The sequence below is a fragment of the Empedobacter sp. UBA1574 genome (assembly GCF_002322895.1).
Lineage (GTDB): Bacteria > Bacteroidota > Bacteroidia > Flavobacteriales > Weeksellaceae > Empedobacter > Empedobacter falsenii_B.
On sequence record NZ_DCOI01000005.1, the window covers coordinates 41,170 to 59,619 of the forward strand.

15 protein-coding genes are annotated in these 18,450 nt (G+C 31.1%); 7 read left to right on the forward strand and 8 right to left on the reverse strand.

From position 1 onward, the window contains the following. Positions 1–80: 80 nt before the first annotated feature. Both B3578_RS01535 and uvrA read left to right on the forward strand, forming a co-directional pair. Positions 81–419, forward strand: coding sequence for a hypothetical protein (locus tag B3578_RS01535; protein WP_291046608.1), 339 nt, complete (start codon positions 81–83; stop codon positions 417–419). Positions 420–570: 151 nt separating this feature from the next. Then, entirely contained in the window at positions 571–3,372 is a 2,802-nt protein-coding gene (uvrA, locus tag B3578_RS01540) for an excinuclease ABC subunit UvrA (RefSeq protein WP_291046611.1), read from the forward strand. Positions 3,373–3,413: 41 nt separating this feature from the next. On the opposite strand, the gene B3578_RS01545 is transcribed toward uvrA, so the two are convergent. The 5 genes from B3578_RS01545 to B3578_RS01565 form a co-directional block, all read right to left on the reverse strand. Beyond that, positions 3,414–3,878 carry an OsmC family protein gene (locus B3578_RS01545; RefSeq protein ID WP_291046614.1) on the reverse strand — a complete coding sequence of 155 codons (465 nt, stop codon included), beginning with the start codon at positions 3,876–3,878 and terminating at the stop codon, positions 3,414–3,416. A 96-nt stretch (positions 3,879–3,974) separates the two neighbouring features. Further along, positions 3,975–4,700, reverse strand: a complete 726-nt coding sequence (locus B3578_RS01550; protein ID WP_291046617.1) for a hypothetical protein — start codon at positions 4,698–4,700, stop codon at positions 3,975–3,977. Continuing rightward, complete coding sequence (locus B3578_RS01555) at positions 4,697–5,506, reverse strand: hypothetical protein (protein ID WP_038330640.1); 810 nt, start codon at positions 5,504–5,506, stop codon at positions 4,697–4,699. The genes B3578_RS01550 and B3578_RS01555 overlap by 4 nt, the downstream gene beginning before the upstream one ends. A 22-nt stretch (positions 5,507–5,528) precedes the next feature. Further along, the gene (locus B3578_RS01560; protein ID WP_219034596.1) at positions 5,529–6,356 is read right to left on the reverse strand and encodes a hypothetical protein; all 828 of its coding nucleotides are present in this window, start codon (positions 6,354–6,356) and stop codon (positions 5,529–5,531) included. Further along, complete coding sequence (locus B3578_RS01565) at positions 6,349–6,957, reverse strand: RNA polymerase sigma factor (protein WP_038330645.1); 609 nt, start codon at positions 6,955–6,957, stop codon at positions 6,349–6,351. The genes B3578_RS01560 and B3578_RS01565 overlap by 8 nt, the downstream gene beginning before the upstream one ends. A 176-nt stretch (positions 6,958–7,133) precedes the next feature. Here B3578_RS01565 and B3578_RS01570 point away from each other — a divergent pair, with 176 nt between their 5' ends. Further along, a complete protein-coding gene (locus B3578_RS01570; RefSeq protein ID WP_291046627.1) occupies positions 7,134–8,084 on the forward strand; it encodes a M20/M25/M40 family metallo-hydrolase in 951 nt (316 codons plus the stop codon). A 59-nt stretch (positions 8,085–8,143) separates the two neighbouring features. Then, a complete protein-coding gene (locus B3578_RS01575; RefSeq protein WP_291046630.1) occupies positions 8,144–10,339 on the forward strand; it encodes a B12-binding domain-containing radical SAM protein in 2,196 nt (731 codons plus the stop codon). 209 nt (positions 10,340–10,548) lie between these two features. Here B3578_RS01575 and B3578_RS01580 read toward each other — a convergent pair whose 3' ends face one another. From B3578_RS01580 to B3578_RS01590, 3 genes are all read right to left on the reverse strand, one after another. Beyond that, positions 10,549–11,541 carry an OmpA family protein gene (locus B3578_RS01580; protein WP_291046633.1) on the reverse strand — a complete coding sequence of 331 codons (993 nt, stop codon included), beginning with the start codon at positions 11,539–11,541 and terminating at the stop codon, positions 10,549–10,551. Positions 11,542–11,724: 183 nt separating this feature from the next. After that, on the reverse strand, positions 11,725–12,117 hold the full coding sequence (locus B3578_RS01585) for a DoxX family protein (protein WP_038330750.1): 393 nt from the start codon (positions 12,115–12,117) through the stop codon (positions 11,725–11,727). A gap of 2,267 nt (positions 12,118–14,384) precedes the next feature. Further along, positions 14,385–16,022, reverse strand: coding sequence for a helix-turn-helix domain-containing protein (locus B3578_RS01590; RefSeq protein WP_291046638.1), 1,638 nt, complete (start codon positions 16,020–16,022; stop codon positions 14,385–14,387). 346 nt (positions 16,023–16,368) lie between these two features. Here B3578_RS01590 and B3578_RS01595 point away from each other — a divergent pair, with 346 nt between their 5' ends. The 3 genes from B3578_RS01595 (at position 16,369) to B3578_RS01605 (ending at position 18,441) form a co-directional block, all read left to right on the forward strand. Beyond that, entirely contained in the window at positions 16,369–16,608 is a 240-nt protein-coding gene (locus tag B3578_RS01595) for a hypothetical protein (RefSeq protein ID WP_291046641.1), read from the forward strand. A 28-nt stretch (positions 16,609–16,636) separates the two neighbouring features. Then, positions 16,637–18,100 (forward strand): DoxX family protein, encoded by a 1,464-nt coding sequence (locus B3578_RS01600; protein WP_286495484.1) that lies wholly within the window; start codon positions 16,637–16,639, stop codon positions 18,098–18,100. Positions 18,101–18,168: 68 nt separating this feature from the next. After that, entirely contained in the window at positions 18,169–18,441 is a 273-nt protein-coding gene (locus tag B3578_RS01605; RefSeq protein ID WP_286495483.1) for a DUF6520 family protein, read from the forward strand. The last annotated feature ends 9 nt before the right edge of the window (positions 18,442–18,450 follow it).

The window sequence follows — 18,450 nt, forward strand, 5'->3', positions numbered from 1 at the left end:
GAAAAGGGTATAATGTTAAGTATTTGTAAATTGATTAACTTTTTTTTATATTTGTATTTAAATAACCTAAAATCTATCTTATGAATACGTGTCTTCAATGTAACCAAACTTTATTTGGTCGAAAAGACAAAAAGTTTTGTAACGATTTTTGTCGAAATTCTTATAATAATAATCTTAATCGTGATAAAGTAGAAATTGTACGAAATATTAACAACAGATTAAGAAAAAATAATCGTATCTTAAAAACTTTATTAGAAGAAGGAGCTCGTTCGGTAAATAAAAACGAATTGAGTTTGAGAAACTTTGATTTTAAGTACATTACAAATGTAGATGAATCAAAAAATGGCACGGTTTTTTATGTGTACGATGTTGGATATCAAGAGTTAAACGAAGAAAATTATTTATTATTTCAGGAATAAATTTTTATTTTTTTATTGAAAAAAGCGCGTCAACATGTTGATGCGCTTTTATATTTTAACTAAATCTGTTCTTTTTTATACGTTATATTTTATGACTAATTTTTGTTGCGATTAAGTTTAACTTTCTAAAATAACTTAACTTTGTGCCAAGATGAAAAAAGATATCAATCAACTTGATCCGAAAGAATTTATTCTGATTAAAGGTGCAAAATTGCACAACTTAAAAAACATTGATTTAGCGATTCCAAAAAATAAATTAGTCGTGATTACTGGGATGTCTGGTTCTGGGAAATCTACTTTGGCTTTTGATACGTTGTATGCGGAAGGTCAGCGTCGTTATGTCGAAAGTTTATCGTCTTATGCACGTCAGTTTTTAGGAAAATTGGATAAACCTCAAGTTGATTATATCAAAGGAATAGCGCCAGCAATAGCGATTCAGCAAAAAGTAAATTCTACGAATCCGCGTTCTACAGTTGGGACAACGACAGAAGTTTACGATTATCTAAAGTTGTTGTACGCACGAATTGGGAAAACATATTCGCCAATTACAGGAGAATTAGTTCAAAAAGATTCGGTGACGGATGTAATTGATTATCTAAAAACTTTTGCGGCTGAAACTAAATTTATTCTTCAAATAAAATTAGTTGTGCCAGAGGAACGTTCGTTTGTTGAACATTTAAACATTCTTCAACAACAAGGGTTTACACGTTTGAGTGTAGATGGAAATCAAGTGAAAATTGAAGATCTAATTTCATTTAATTTCGAACCTCAACCCGAAAATGATATTCATCTTGTTATTGATCGTATCGCTTTGCCAACAGAGGACGAAGAATCTTTTTATCATCGTTTGGCAGATTCTATCGAGACGGCTTTTTTCGAAGGAAAAGGAGAAATAGCGATTGTAAATGTAGAAGATAATTCGGTAAAATATTTCTCAAATAAATTCGAATCAGATGGTTTGATTTTTAATGAACCAACTATCCATTTCTTTAGTTTCAATAATCCTTATGGAGCTTGTCCAACTTGCGAAGGTTACGGGAAAGTAATTGGAGTTGAGGAGAATCTTGTCGTTCCAAATAAATCGTTGTCTATCTACGAAGATGCGGTTGTAGCTTGGAAAGGCGAGAAAATGGGCGAGTGGAAAAATCATTTTATCAAACTTTCTCAAAAAGTAGATTTTCCAATTCATAAACCTTATTTTGAATTATCCGAAGAACAAAAAGACTATTTGTGGCACGGAGATAACGACTGGGAAGGATTGGATGGTTTTTTTAAAATGGTTGAGGAGAATACATACAAAATTCAATATCGTGTAATGTTGTCTCGTTATCGTGGTAAAACAACTTGTCCAACTTGTAAAGGAAAGCGTTTACGTAAGGAAACGAATTACGTGAAAATTGCAGATAAATCGATTAATGATTTGGTTGATTTACCTTTGAATGAGTTGAATGATTTCTTTACAAGTATTTCATTTAACGAATATGATCAGCAAATTGCGGGTCGAATTATATACGAAATTAAGTCGCGTTTAACGTTTTTGTTAGATGTTGGTTTAGAATATTTAACGCTAAATCGTGCTTCGAATACCTTGTCTGGAGGAGAATCACAACGTATCAATTTAGCAACTTCTTTGGGAAGTAGTTTGGTTGGTTCGATGTATGTGTTAGACGAGCCTTCGATTGGTTTACATTCGCGTGATACAGCTAAATTTATTACGATTTTACATCGTTTACGCGATTTAGGCAATACAGTGATTGTGGTAGAACATGATGAAGACATTATGAAAGCTGCTGATTATATCATCGATATTGGTCCAGAAGCAGGAACAAATGGAGGTGAAGTAGTTTTTGAAGGAACCTATGATGAATTATTAAAAGGTGATACATTAACATCTAAATATTTGAACGGAAAATTAGAAATTGAAGTTCCTAAAAAACGTCTAAAATCTCCTAATTATTTGAAAATTATTGGAGCAAGAGAAAATAATCTAAAAAATATTGATGTTAAATTTCCTCTGAACGAATTAACCGTTATTACAGGTGTTTCGGGTTCAGGGAAATCTACCTTAATGAAAGATATTTTAGCACCAGCTGTTCAGCGTCATTTCGAGATTTTTGGAAATAAAATCGGTGATTTTGATGAGTTAGTTGGAGATCTGAAACAATTGGAAGGAATTGAGTTAATCGATCAAAATCCAATCGGGAAATCTTCGCGTTCTAATCCTGTGACGTATGTAAAAGCTTACGATGATATCCGAAATTTATTTGCCAATCAGAAAGCAAGTAAAGTGATGGGATTTCAACCAAAACATTTTTCGTTTAATGTAGATGGCGGACGTTGTGATGCATGTAAAGGAGAAGGGACAATTACCATCGAAATGCAGTTTATGGCTGATGTAGAGCTGGTTTGTGAAGATTGCCATGGCGAACGTTTCAAGAAAGAAATCTTAGAAGTTAAATTCGAAGGAAAATCGATTTCAGATATTTTAAATCTAACAATTGATGAAGCAATTGACTTTTTTGCAACGCATCAACAAAATAAAATTGTCGAAAAGCTGAAACCATTACAAGATGTTGGTTTGGGTTATGTAAAACTTGGGCAATCGTCGAATACGCTTTCTGGTGGAGAGGCACAACGTGTGAAGCTGGCTTTTTTCTTGACGAAAGGAGAAACGACAAATAAAACCTTGTTTATTTTTGATGAGCCTTCTACAGGTCTGCATTTCCATGATATTCAGAAGTTGATTAAAGCATTACGTGCTTTGATTGATTTGGGACATTCGGTTTTTGTAATCGAACATAATATGGATATTATCAAAGTTGCCGATTGGGTGATTGATCTTGGTCCAGAAGGAGGGAAGAAAGGCGGTTATTTGGTTGCCGAAGGTACGCCAGAAGAGATTGTCAAAGTAAAAGAGTCCTACACAGCTCAATTCTTAAAAGAGAAATTATAACAGAAATAAAATAAATTATTAAAACCGAGTTTAGTTCGGTTTTATTTTGCGTTACATTTTGGGTGATGATAAACAGGGAAATTGCACGAATTCGCAATAAAACACAATTCGTTTGCTTTTTTATGAAGTGAAAGCGCCAACTCGATTTGTGATGAATTAGAAATAATGATTTCAGGAAATAAATCTACTTTTATAATTTTTCCACTTCCATCAGGATTCACTTGCAATGTGGCCTCCGAATGATCTTGGTAAGAAATTACTTCGATTTTATGTTGTGTACAACAATATAAATACGACATCATGTGACAAGAGGTCAAACTACTCAAAAGCAAATCTTCGGGATTGTATAAGTTTGGATCACCTTTGAAAGTTTTCGCAGCAGAAACTTCTAAATCAGGTTTTCCTTCAATCGAAATGTGATGACTTTTTGTATAAATTCTGGTTGAAGAATCTGTTTGAGGCTCTTTCTTAATCCAATTTAGGGCAACTTTAAATAAATGATTCAAGGCTTAATTTTTATCAAAAATAATCTTTTCTAAAAGAAAAACACAACTGAGAATCCTCAATTGTGTTTTCAAAAAATGTTATAATTTATCTACTATTTACTTTCTTAAATAGACATTTCCATATTTCGAAGAAAATTCTTGCAATGGCTGTTTACCTACGTTTGCTGCAATTACAGAATGAAAATTATCTGATTTTATAGTTTTGATTCCAAAATCTAGATTCGTGTACATCTTCCCAAAAAAAGTTTCCACTTTTATTTCTCCAATTTGTTTTGCATTCATTGTTGCATCTACACTTCCATATGTTGATTGTGCAATAATCGGTGCATCAAAATTGATAACTTCAATTGTTCCATACGTTGATTCGATAGTCGTTTTCATATGTTCAGGAACTTTGATTTCCAATGTAATATCCATTTGTACACCTGTAGAAACCGAAGAGGATTTAATGTCATTTGCATCAATATATTTTTGATAGTCCTCTTTGGTTTGAAATTGTTTTTTCTCATTACCAAAAGTCGCTGTCACCTGATGTGGAATATCTTCTAGTTTTACAATTTTACCTTCGATGGTTTTTCCTTGACTGTTTTTGCTTTCAGTTAAGTTGAAATTCGAGTCATTTTTACCATTATTGATATTAACATTTCCAGAGATACTCACTTCGTTTTGTTTCCATGTTGTGATTTTAACGATTTGTGGATAATCAAATTTTAATGTTAATTCTTGACCTTTTTCAACTGAAAAATTCTTCTGAATTTTTGTTTGAGCGATTGATAAATTTGCCAATAAGCCCACTGCTAAAGATAAAATTACTGTTCTCATAACGCTCTCAAATATATTTTACTATAATCTGATCTGAAAAGGAAACTTGTTCCTCCGCCATTTAATGTTCCTGTTGCTTGATTGTTAATTTTTATCATTTCAGATGATTTATCAACTGTTTCTAATTTTAACGATAATTCAGGTGCAATCAAAATATCACCAAACGAAGTTGTTAATTTTACATTTGCTTTTGATGATTTCGGAATTGAAGCATCCACGTGACCATAGATAGATACAAGCGACAAAGGACCTTTTACATTTTGACTAAATTTAGCATCGATAGAACCATAAATCGTGTTGATTGTTGCAGGTCCTGTTACATTTTCTAACACTACATTGTTGTAACTTGCAGTTGCTTCAACTTCGTTTTCGATATTTTTGAATGTAATGGTACTTCCAAATTGAGATTGATGATTAAATGAAATTGTTACACCTTTTGGAACTAAAATTTTGATATTTGGAGGTGTCATTTGTTGTAGTTGTTTTACCTCGATTATACCATTTTTTTCTACAACATTTATTCCTAAATCAGTGTTGTCCTCAAGTCCTAATGAGTTGATCGAGCGCAATCCTTTTGCTCTTTCGTCATTATCTCGCGATCTTGTTTTTGTAGAAAAAACAATTTCGTTTCCGTTGTAACCTTCTACTGTTACTCGTCCAAGATCAAGGTTCATTTTTCCTTTACTTACAGCTAATTTGTACGTTTTCGAATTATCTTCATTCGCACTTTTCGATTCATTTTGTGCAAAAGTGTACGTAGACATCATCATAAAAGATGCAGCTACCAAAAATATTTTTCTTATCATTTTTTGATTTTTTTGTTAATTATTATTTTCTAAAAAGAACCGCGTACGCTTCGTCTTTCACAAACGGTTTTGTTGTAGGATCCAACACCATTTCTTGTAATTTATTTGTTAATTTCAAATCGATTTGATCGTTATTGATATGCGCAATCATTCCTATTAATTCCATTTGTACCATCGGATCATCTTGTTTCATAAAAATGTCTGTTAACTCTTTTGAAACGTCCGATTTAGGTAATTTTGAAGCAAGCGCTTCGAGTGCATTTAGTCGCACAATTGTATTGTTGTCATTTAAAGCTAAGTGGTATAAACTCTCTTTCAAATTGTGATCAATACTTGGTAAATCAGTTATTTTTGCAATTGCATCAATACGATTACTTGTTGATTCTTGATCATTTAATGAACTTAAAATTTCATTTTTAAGTGCTTCATCTATACCAATTAGTTCTTCTTTTGGTTGAACAATTTTTTCAACTTTTTTCTCTTTCTGAATTGTTACAAACTGAATTTCTTTTTTATTTTGTTCAGTTTTAATTTCAGTTGGATGAACAATTTCTGGTTGAATTTCTTCTACTTTTTTAACCTGCTTTTCTTTTACAATTTCAATTGTTTTTGGTGAATTTACTTGATCATTTTTTAATAAAAAATATCCACCAACACTCAATAAAACAAGCGCAGAAGCAGCAATACTCCAATTTTGAATTCTCCATTTCTTAGGCTGTTCAATTACCAAAGTTTTTTCTTCCTGTTTAGGAATCTCAGCCTGAATTCTTTTCCATAATTCTGCAGAAGGTTCTTTGTTTTCAAAGGCTTCTCTGTTTTTTTCGATATGTTTTTTTAAAGAATCATTCATTGCAAACGGTTTGTTGTAAGGTTTCGTAAATTTTCTTTTTTGCACGATGATATTTACTTCTCACCGTGTTGTGGCTCAATCCCAAAAGTTGAGCAATGTCTTCTTGCGGCATGTCTTCGAACAGAAATAGATTCACAATTGTTCTTGTATCCGTTGGTAATTCTTCAATTGCTTGTTGCAATTCTTCAATTTTACCATCCAACATTTGTTTTTCTTCCATGCTTTCTTCGCTGTCATCAATAATATTTGCTCCAGCAACATCAGAAAAATAAACTTTGTTTTTTCGTAAATGTGAAATTGATTTATTAATCGCAACTCTACTGAACCAAGCACCCAAATTTTCGATGTTTTTCAACTTTTGAATATCAGAGAAAAGTGAAATAAAAATTTCTTGTGTCAAATCTTCCGCATCAGAAACTTCTGTGACCAAACGATAAACAGAATTGTAAACTGATTTCGAATAGCGATGATAGAGCTGAGTATAGCCAGCCTCTACACCAGATTCGCACCAATCTAATAGTTGTTTATCATTTATTGAAAAATTTTCTTTCTCCAAAATTTTCAAGGTTTCATTGTTGTTTCTATTGTATAGACGCAGCAAGTTTTTGAATGTTGCATCAATTTTTAAAAAAGTTTTTGAAATTTAACAATTATTGAATTATTCACCCTGATTTTCAGTGATAATAAGTAAAATTAAATTTCTAAAATTATCCTATTCATCTATATTCTTGATTATTTTTCTATTTTTGTTAGACACATAGTTAGTCGAAATTGAATATGAAAAAAATAGTTATCATCTTATCTTTGGTTGTAGGAGCCAAGTCTTTTGCGCAAGAAATTGAAGTCAAAAATCTTAAAAAACACGTTTATTTTTTGGCTGATGACAAAATGAAAGGAAGAGGAACTGGAAGTGAAGAAAATTTGAAAGCTGCAAAATATATTGCAAAAGAATTCAAAAAATATAAACTTCAACCTTTAGGAGAAGATGGATATTTTCAAGGATTTGAGGCGAAGGTAAAAAAAGTAAAAGTTGTTGACAGTATTCGTTCTGCAAAAAATGTGATTGCTTTTTTAGATAATAAAGCGGAGAAAACGATTGTGATTGGTGCACATTACGACCATTTGGGAGAAGGAAAGCAAGGAAGTTCTTTGGCGAAAGATAGTTATGGAATGATTCACAATGGTGCTGATGATAACGCTTCTGGCGTTGCTGGTTTGTTAGAATTGGCAAGATTTTACAGTAAAAATAAAATGACAGAACCTGTTAATTTTCTATTCATTGCTTTTGGTGCAGAGGAATTAGGTTTGGTAGGGTCACGTTATTTTGTGAAACATCCAACGTATGATTTATCGAAAGTGCATTGGATGTTAAACATGGATATGATTGGTCGTTTGAACAAAGAATCTGGCGTTTCAATTATAGGTTATGGAACTTCTCCAACTTTCGAAACAATTTTTAATGAAATTAATCCGACTGATTTTGTTAAATTTTATACAGGTTATGAAGGTAGAGGCGGTTCGGATCAAACTTCGTTTTATGAGAAAGATATTCCAGTTTTATTTTTCCATACAGGCGGTCACGACGATTATCACAAACCAACTGATGATGCAGATAAAGTAGATTATAAATCGTTGAAAGGAATTCTTAATCTCGAAAAAGCTGTGATTGAGGAAAGTTTTAAAATTGAAACGATGCCGTTTAGAAGCACTGATAAAACTGAAAAATAATTGATAAAAATCTAAAATTATTTTTTTTCAATCCGTATTTTTGCAACAAATTTCAACGATTGAAAACGGATCTTTTATTAATCACACCACCTTTTACGCAATTAAATACACCATATCCTGGAACAGTTTATTTAAAAGGATTTCTAAACACACTTTCATATTCAACTTTTCAAGCTGATTTAGGTTTAGATGTTATCTTACAATTATTTTCAAGAAAAGGTTTAATTGATTTATTTGAATTTATTCAAAATCAAGAGATTGAATTAGGTGATAATAGTAAAAGAATGGTGATGTTAAGCGACGAATATATCGCAACTATTGATCCTGTTATCCGATTTTTACAAGGAAAAAATTCGACCTTAGCTGATTCAATTATTCAAGATGGATATTTACCAGAAGCTTCTCGTTTTGCAGAAGTTGAAGATTTGGAATGGGCTTTTGGTTCGATGTCTTTTCAAGATAAAGCGAAGCATTTGGCAACGCTATATTTAGAAGATTTATCGGATTTAATCATTGAGGCTGTTGATGAAAATTTTGGTTTTTCTCGTTATGCTGAACGTTTAGGAAGATCGGCAAATTCTTTTGATGAATTGTATCAAGAATTACAGAAAGACCCAACTTATATTGATAAAATTACACTTTCGGAATTAGAGAAATTAATTCAGAAAACGAATCCAAAAATGATTGGTTTTTCGGTTCCTTTTCCAGGAAATTTATATTCGGCTTTCCGTTGTGCGCAATATATTAAAGCAAATTATCCTGAAATTGTTGTGGACATGGGTGGAGGTTTTCCAAATACAGAATTACGCTCTTTAAGCGATTCACGAGTATTTGAGTTCTTCGATTTTATTACATTAGATGATGGTGAAGCACCAACTGAGCAATTGTTAAAATATATCAACAATGAAGTTGAAGTTTCTGAGTTAAAAAGAACTTTTGCTCTTCAAAATAATCAAGTTTCTTATATCAATAATCAAACTGTTCGCGATTATAAATTTAGTGAAGTGGGAACACCAGATTATACGGATATCAAATTAGATCAATATATTTCTGTCATCGAAGTGGTTAATCCAATGCATCGTTTGTGGAGTGATGGGCGTTGGAATAAATTAACGATGGCGCATGGTTGTTATTGGGGAAAATGTACGTTTTGTGATATTTCGTTAGATTATATCAAAATTTATGAACCAATTGCGGCGAAACAAATTGTTGACCGAATGGAAGAGTTGATTGAAACAACTCAAAATACAGGTTTTCATTTTGTGGACGAAGCTGCTCCGCCAGCATTAATGCGAGAAGTTGCGTTAGAAATTCTTCGAAGAAAATTAACTGTAACATGGTGGACAAATATAAGATTCGAGAAAAGTTTTACATACGATTTGTGTCGATTATTGAAAGCTTCGGGCTGTATTGCGGTTTCTGGAGGTTTGGAAGTGGCTTCGGATCGATTGTTGAAATTGATTGATAAAGGTGTAACAGTGGAGCAAGTTGCCGTTGTAAATCGAAATTTTACCGAAGCTGGAATTATGGTGCATGCATATTTGATGTATGGTTTTCCGACACAAACAAAGCAAGAAACGATTGATAGTTTGGAAATGGTGCGTCAAATGTTCGAATTGGGAATTCTTCAATCAGGATTTTGGCATCAATTTGCGATGACTGCACATAGTCCAGTTGGGTTGAATCCAGAGAAGTATCAAGTGATTAATCATAGCACCGAATTAGGAACTTTTGCGAATAATGATATGATTCACGAAGAAAAATCAGGCTTAATTCATGAACAGTTTTCGTATGGATTAAAGAAGTCATTGTTTAATTATATGCACGGTGTTGGTTTTGAATTATCACTGAATGAATGGTTTGATTTTAAAGTTCCGAGAACGTCAATTCAACCAAATTATATCGAAACAGTTTTGAATAATGAAACTTTCTTAACGCATAAACCAACGCAAAAAGTAGTTTGGTTAGGAGAGAAGCCGCAAATAGAATTTGTTACGAAAACCAAAAAAGGGAAGATTTTTGAGAATGCTGTTTTACAATTTCATACCAAACAAGATTATCTTGAAATTATTGTAGACAAAGAGATTGGTGAATGGTTGGTTGATTTTGTTCAATACTTGAAAGAAAGTCCAAAAGCAGTTTCTTATCAACAAATGAAACAAAGTTTTGAAGAAAAAATACAAACCGATTTTGAGATTTTTATTTATTCAAAACAAGCCGAAAAATTAAAAGAAACAGTTTTACTGATTGTTTAAACATAAAAAAAACTTGAATTATTCAAGGTTTTTTTGGTAGATATGAATTTGTATTTAATGATTTTAAAGAACCATCAGAATTAAACATTCTTTAGTATAGAATCTAGTTCTTTAGTTTCTATAATGTTTGGAGCAACTTTTTTTAATAATGTACTACGGATTAGTATCAATATTTTTCATGTTTAATAAAATTAAAACATATATAGATTTTACTTTACTTTAACCAACTCTACACGTCTATTTTTAGCTTTATTTTCTTCTGTATCATTTGCTACCAATGGTTTTTCAGCTCCGTATCCTATAGCAGATAAACGTGTTTTATCAATACCTAAAGCAATTAGTTTTTGCATTACAGCATTTGCACGATCATTAGATAGTTTTTTGTTATGCTTAGCGTCGCCAGAATTATCAGTATGCCCTTCAATTGATATTTTTAATGTGTTATCTTTCTTTAAGGCATTTGCAATTTCAGTCACAATCTCATCACCTTCTTGCGTGATTTTTGCTTGATCAACATCAAAATTAATATATAAAATAGATTTTCCATTCTTAGTCAAATCCTCAGCAATTTCGTCTGCTGTTACTTTGGTGATAGTTTGCTTAAAGTCTGTTTCTTGTAGTACATTAAGCGAAGCACCAGCATTGTTAGAAAGGTATTGTATATATACATTTCCTTTATCTTTTGTACGTAATACCCAAAACTTCATATTTTGTCCAGCGTATCCCATATCACCTTCGCCTCCTTTATTCGGATCTTGTTTATTGTAACGCTCATATTCTTCTTTGGTTATTTCACCATCAAACACTTTAACAGCCCCGATAGATTGTAAATAATCAGCCATACTTTTTTCAAAGAAATGTTGCGAAAATTTTTCTCCTTGTTTAGGTGAAACAAAAGTTTTATACAACTTTCCTTCAAAAGGTGTCATAACACCGTTAATAGGAAAAAAACATATGTCAAATTGTTTTACCAAAGGTTTGTTCATTTCTTTTAAACCTTGCGGAAGATTTATGAAAGGAAAATCTCCAATGTCAGCTGTTGAAAATGGAATTTTGCTGATGTCAAATCCATTATCAGCAACCGTATTTTCTTGTTTTTGATTAGTATCTACTATAACATTATCCGTTTTCTTTTCTTCTGTTTTGTTGTTACAAGAAACAATCAAAGTAGCTGCAATCGCTACAATAAATAGTTTATTCATCGCTGTTCAAATATTAATTTTATAGTATTATTTGAGATAAAAATACTATAAATTATTATCATACAGTTATTTATTTGCGTAATTTTTTTAATCTTTTATTTAGATCTTTATTAAAAGTCATCCTCTTTCATTCAAATTTGTTTAATATAATTCAATTGTCGTAAGTTGGTTACTTCAAACAAGTTATTTAGTATTTTTAGTCGATTTCAAAGCCCATATAATTAGTAAAGGTTGCATGAATAATCGTGCTAATCTTTTTTGATCTGTATCCAATCCAAAACCATCTCTTTTGTTTTTATATTGAGCCCAGTTTCCAGGAAAAACAGCCCCAAAAAAACAAGCTGCTATTTTTCCAACTATTTCTTTTTTACTATCTGGAGCTAAAACAATCGTACTACCCAAGGCTATTTCTGCAATTCCCGAATACACAACTGTGTCATCTTTGGGTAAAGGAACCCAATTTGGTACTTGTGCCTTGAATTCTTTTCTAGCTATAGTTAAGTGAGCAATTCCTGCTCCAATCAAAAAAGCTCCTAAGGTATATCGTGCGATGTTTTGTGTCGTGTTATTTTTCATGGTATTCATTTTTAGAATGTTATTATTCAATAATGAATCAAAAATCGTACAACTAACACTTAATGGGTTTTGAATAGGTGAAAAATCAAGATTTTTTATTTGAAATTTATAGGGAATTAATTTATTATGTTTTACGCTTAACTTTTTACGTTTTTTTCTTTCTTGCTGTCACATTTATTATGTTGAAGAATAAGATGAAAATTGTTTTAAAACGTTTAACTTCTTGATATAATTTTCTACATTACATTTCGAAAATCACTCGAAGTGACGGTATTTGATGTGAGTATTGAAACTTGTTACTGAGTTTACGAAGTGTCGAAGTGTCGAACCGAATCCTCTAATTTTCTAACCACAATAGAAACATAGTTTTTTTTATTTTAGAAATTGTATAGTTCAGTAAACTGAAAAATATCGATTTATTTACTATGATTAAAACATTTCGATTCTAAATCGTCGGATTTTTAACTCCTTTTTCAATATTCAAAATCCTTTTTTTACAATGAATTTATAAATCGTCATTGCTGAAAAGTCGACATACGATTTGCAGACGAGCTTCAATCTATTGGATGAGAAGGGTTAAGAGATTCTTCATTTCGCTAAAGCTACATTCTGAATGACAATTTCTATCTGTCATTTCGAGGTATCGAGAAATCTTTTGTCACTTTTTTATTCATAGCTTATATATTTTAATTATCGGTATACATATGCCCTTCGGGGAACAATCAAAAAAACTAACGAATACTTCGGCAGGCTCAGCAAAAGCAAGACTTGTCTTTGATTTTCGACGGTCAAAATTAGTTTCAGCCATTCAATGTTTTAAATCATTATCATTCTTTCATTTTTTAAGCGCAAAAAACGAAACAAAAAACGCTTGGCTGTAAAACTCTCTACTAAAAATGTTATCATTCCACTAAAGATTTTACAAACCCTACGGGCTAAAATCTTTTTAACGCTGCATTCAAACATTTTCTTAACGTGAGAGTTTTAATGCCGGTTTCTTCATCCTTTTTCAATATTCAAAATCCTTTTTTTACAATGAATTTATAAATCGTCATTGCTGAAAAGTCGAGATTGTTGTAAATAAGAGTATTAAAGTCGACATACGATTTGCAGACGAGCTTCAATCCATTGAAACAAGCGTAAAAAAGATTAGTGAGCGTATGCGAATCATTTAATCTTTTTAGTGCGTGAGATGGTAATTGAACGTCGAAAATCGCGGTCTTGACTTTTTTGGTTCGTTTTTGTGTCAAGACTTCCCCGAAGGGCATATGAATTCATTTGAAAACAATAATAACTCATGAATAAAAATGAACGTAATAAAATAATTATCTTCTTATTATCGTAAATTATGATCAGAACCTCATTCTTAATCTTAAATACATACTACTTTTTACATACTACAATTCTCATATCTCAATTCTAAAATTGTAATTCTAAAATCGTTTACATACATTCTACTGCAACTATGTTGCCTTCATCTTGCCTTGATGTTGGGAGTATCCTGCCATTTGGAATTGTCAATGTTCTACGGTTAACGTTTTACGTTTTTTTCTTTCTTGTTGTCACATTGAGTAAATTTTCGTTTCATAAAAAAAGAAAATTGTATCGAAATGTCTTTTCTATGTCAGTTCTATGTACCTATGTGGTGAATATTCTTTTTTGTCATATCTTCCTTTCATTTTTTTATTCATTTCCTGTTTATTTTAATTATTGGTATTCATATGTCCTTCGGGGAAACTCATCCAAAAAAACATTTGAAATTAAAAATTTGATATTAAGAGGAGGAGCCACGGAGTGGCTCAGGTATTCATTTTCTTTGATGTCACTTTTTACTTGACTAAAAAGTAACCAAAAAGTCAAGGCCGTAAACCTCTCTACTAAAAATGTTTTCATTCCACTAAAGATTTTACAAACCCTACGGGCTAAAATCTTTTTAACGTTGCATTCAACCATTTTCTTAACGTGTGAGTTTTAATGCCAGTTTCTACGCCCTTTTTCATTATTAAAATTCGTTATCATTTCGATTCTAAATCGTCGGTTTTTTCATCCTTTTTCAATATTCAAATTCACTTTTGATAAGGAATTTTGTCACATTGATTATGTCGAAGAATAAGACGAAAATTGTTTTAAAACGTCTAACTTCTCGATACAATTTTCTACATTACATTTTGAAAATCACTCGAAGTGACGGTATTTACTATCTTTTTGAATAGGGGCAATGAACCTCGGTTTGAGAGTCTACCGAAGTATCGAGATGTCTTTTCTTTTTAATTGTTTTTGTTTAGATTGAATTTCAATTGTTTTATATATTCATAAGGGCGAAATGAAGTCACTTGAAAGAATACATTCGAAAATTGACGAGAAGATGAAAAACCTACTAATTCTGCTAAATCACCAATTGAATGTTGATGAAACTGATCTGAATCCTTTAGGAGATGAAGAACATAATTTATTCGAAGTTGATTGATGTAATTTGAAAAATTAGTTCCTTTTTCTGAGTTAATAATCTTTGATAAATATGCAGAATTGGTTTTAAATGATTTTGCTAATTGAGCCAAGGTTAAAGTTTTCTGTACAAATAAGTGATTCATTTCAAAATCATTCAACTGATTCAAAATATGATTTACAACTTCAGTCGGAATCTCAATAACAGGAGGTTCTTTTACTTTCTTTTTATCTATCGTAAGCTGTTTGAAAAAACGTTTGTAACTATACAATACCCCGATTGAACATAAAATGATCACAAAACCTATCAAAATAGGGTAGAAGATGATTTTGAATTCAACATTTTTCTTCAACTTCAATAGTTCTTTTTCATCATATTCTTTTTGGAGAACGGGAGATAGCTTTACTGTATTTTGCTGAGTCAAATGATCTAGTTTTAGTAACTGATTGATATAATACAATTGATTTGGGTAATTACGATTATTTTCAGAATTATGGATTAAGGCATCGTAAGCAGCACGAACATCGCTATCCAAAAAATCATATTCATTAAAAAGTTGATCTATTTTTTCAAAATATATAATTGCTTTTTGTACTTCATTTATTGCCTCGTAAGTTTTACCAATATAAAAATAAGCCAAACTCAGTGTATTAGAATCGTGGTGACTTTTCAAATGATCTAATTCATTTTTTAGCGTGGTTATAGACTGTTGATACTCTTTTTCTAAATAGAACTGAATTCCTTTTAAATAAGTAAAATAATGAATAAAATAGTCGTTTTGCGAATCTTGACTCAATTTCAAGCCTTTATTATTAAGCTGATTAGCTTCTTTGTATTTATGTTGAGCCTGTAAGATTTGAACGGAATAATAAAGGCTATTTAAATAATAAGCTTGGTGATTGATATCCGAACTATTTTTTTCAAAATAAGAAGAGCATTTCGCAAATAGATCATGAGACTCCTCAAACTGTTTTAATTGAAATTTAATTAAAGCAACATTAAAAAGGACTTTATATGTTAAGTAGTTGGATGATTTCTTATTCAATTTCTTTTCAGCTAATAAATAATTTTTTAAGGCTGGTTGAAATTTCTTGAACTGATAATGAACCAATCCTTTCGAAAGAAAACTTTGAACAATCAAATCATTATTCCTTGTCTGTTGAGCAACAACTATTGCACTATCAGCATATTTTAATTTGGTTGAATAATCCTGTGAATAGTAAATAGCTTCTTTATAGCCATAGAATAAAGTTTCGCCATCATTGCTAATCTTAGCCTTTAAGATATAAGCATTAATGTACTTCCAAACTTCGGAATTGTTCTTATCGGTTTGAAATGAATCAATTCTCTGAACCAGAAAATCATTTGTTTCTGTGCTTAGTTGATCAATTGCATAGACATTTTCGATGTTGAAAATAAGCCATAAAAATCCAATTAGAAGGGGTACAGATGTTTTCATAAGCATTGTTTTTTTAGATGAAAACAGTAGTAGATTTCCATGTAAGTTACTTATTTTAATCGAATAAGGCTTGTAAATTACCACAAATCACTAATCGATTACACCATGAAATGTATGAATTTATAAATTTCACACATTTATACAGCGTTGTAGGATATTATTTTCATAGTAAATTAAAAAATTAACATTTGGTAATTTGCTAATTATTAATAATATAAACGATTACAAGTAACACTTTTATAAAATCAACATAGTGTTTATGTTTTTGACGTGCTTCTTTATTGTTTTAATCATTATGCCTTCTAATTTTAAGCTAAGAATATAAATAATCCTAAAAAACACGACTATGAAAACAAAAACTTATTTATTCATTAGCATCATTAGTTTCCTATTTTATCAATGTATAGAACAGGAAGAAAAAGAACAATTAAGATCAGATGGTTTATCTGTTGTAGAACAAAAACGCGAATCAGATTTACATATAGAATTGGATAGTATCGTTACTGCTGATTCTATTCAAGAAGAAGCTGATCCACCAAAAGATAAAGATCCTTATATCAAGCGTACTGAAGAAGGAGGTGAGTAGTTCACTTTAAACCCTAAAACACATTAAGATGAGAAAATACGATCCATTTATACAAACACTCATCTGCTACCTATTTATTGTGTTGTTCATTTATGCAGCGGCAAGCAAGCTGATGGATTTTGAGACCTTTCAAACGCAGTTAGGACAATCGCCCTTATTAGCTAGTTATGCGATTCCTATTTCGTATGGAGTTATAATCATAGAACTGGTAACAGCGGTTCTTTTGATGTTTGATCGATACCGAATAATTGCCTTACAGATTTCACTTTTCTTAATGGTGATGTTCACCACCTATATTGTCATTATTCTACATTTCACAGCATTTACACCTTGTTCATGTGGTGGAGTTTTAGAAAAGATGGGATGGACAGAACATCTGATTTTTAATGGTGTATTTGTAGGATTGGCTTTAATTGGCATTAGGATAACAAACATTTCTCAAACATGGAGAGATTATATAATTCAACAATTCTTTCTTATTTTAATTGGAATTGTTAGTGTAACCATTTTATATGGTTTATCAGAAAAGAAATCTCAGTATAACAATGCGTTTACGCGTAAATACATTCCACATATTCTTGACAAAATAAAACAAATAACTTTAAATTCTAATGACTATTATATAGCTGGGGTAGATAGCTGTTCTATATATTTAGGAAATTATAATGCGCCTCTTTATATAAAAGAGATTGATTTTCATAATTATACAGAAAATATTCATAGAATTGAGATTAATCGTTATGATTTACCGTATAAACGCATCCGTATTGTTGTGCAACCTCCCTATTTTTTTGTTGGTGACGGTACAGTTCCAATAATACTTAGAGGAAGAATAGTAAACTGGAAAGCATCAACACTATTAAATGAAAAGATTTATTTTAATCAATTTATTCCAAGGGATTCTGTTGCAATTGCGGTAGTCACAGCCATTAATAAAACAAATTCCACTGTTATTGGAGAAATAGTAACAGATCAAAATAAATTCAACTTAAAAGATAAAATCCTGACAAAACAATCAACTGGTACCTTTGATACTGATGGACTTCTACAGTGGAATAAGCAATCAAAAATATATACATATCTATATCATTACAGAAATCAATATCTGGTTTTAGATGAGAATTTAATATTGAAGTCTCAAAATAATACAATTGATACCATTACATCTGCTAAAATAGATTTAGTTCATTTTAAGAAAAGAAATCACTATGAGTTAGGTAGTCAAACAATTATGGTTAATAAAACAGCTGCATCAAATAATAATTCATATTTCATTGTAAGTGATAGGTTAGGAAAGTTTGAAAAAGATTATCATGCAAAAGGAATGTCGATTATCGACTCGTATGATTTTAGAAACAATAGATATGAATATAGCTTTTATTTTTATCATCAACCAAAGCAATCAATTCAACAATTAGTGGCTTATAATAATTATTTGATAGGAGTAGTAGATGATCAATTATGGATGTACAAACTAAGAAATAATAATTAATTGCGCAATGCAGGGGAAGACTGAAAACCTGTATAATAGAGTAAGTCACCACATTAAAATTTTACAAAATGAAAACAAATTTTCTAAAAAAAGCGCTACCAATTGGGGTAGGAATGATGGCTGTTGCTTTTGCATTTGCCTCTGAAAATAAATCTTCAAATGAAGATATGTTAATTACGGGTTATATTTTTAATTCTTTGAATGAAAAATGTGAATCGGTACCACAAGAATGTAACAATATAGGTGATGTTCCATGTACTTACATGGGAGCATCAGGACCACAAATTTATCAAAATGATAATGGTACATTCTGTAGTGTTCCTTTAACTCATCGTCCATAGTAGACGAAA

Bases quoted from the DNA above. Each gene is read 5' to 3' on its own strand.
- B3578_RS01535 (WP_291046608.1), top strand. From the start codon at position 81: ATGAATACGTGTCTTCAATGTAACCAAACTTTATTTGGTCGAAAAGAC.
- uvrA (WP_291046611.1), top strand. From the start codon at position 571: ATGAAAAAAGATATCAATCAACTTGATCCGAAAGAATTTATTCTGATT.
- B3578_RS01550 (WP_291046617.1), bottom strand. From the start codon at position 4,700: ATGAGAACAGTAATTTTATCTTTAGCAGTGGGCTTATTGGCAAATTTA.
- B3578_RS01555 (WP_038330640.1), bottom strand. From the start codon at position 5,506: ATGATAAGAAAAATATTTTTGGTAGCTGCATCTTTTATGATGATGTCT.
- B3578_RS01560 (WP_219034596.1), bottom strand. From the start codon at position 6,356: ATGAATGATTCTTTAAAAAAACATATCGAAAAAAACAGAGAAGCCTTT.
- B3578_RS01570 (WP_291046627.1), top strand. From the start codon at position 7,134: ATGAAAAAAATAGTTATCATCTTATCTTTGGTTGTAGGAGCCAAGTCT.
- B3578_RS01580 (WP_291046633.1), bottom strand. From the start codon at position 11,541: ATGAATAAACTATTTATTGTAGCGATTGCAGCTACTTTGATTGTTTCT.
- B3578_RS01585 (WP_038330750.1), bottom strand. From the start codon at position 12,117: ATGAAAAATAACACGACACAAAACATCGCACGATATACCTTAGGAGCT.
- B3578_RS01590 (WP_291046638.1), bottom strand. From the start codon at position 16,022: ATGAAAACATCTGTACCCCTTCTAATTGGATTTTTATGGCTTATTTTC.
- B3578_RS01595 (WP_291046641.1), top strand. From the start codon at position 16,369: ATGAAAACAAAAACTTATTTATTCATTAGCATCATTAGTTTCCTATTT.
- B3578_RS01600 (WP_286495484.1), top strand. From the start codon at position 16,637: ATGAGAAAATACGATCCATTTATACAAACACTCATCTGCTACCTATTT.
- B3578_RS01605 (WP_286495483.1), top strand. From the start codon at position 18,169: ATGAAAACAAATTTTCTAAAAAAAGCGCTACCAATTGGGGTAGGAATG.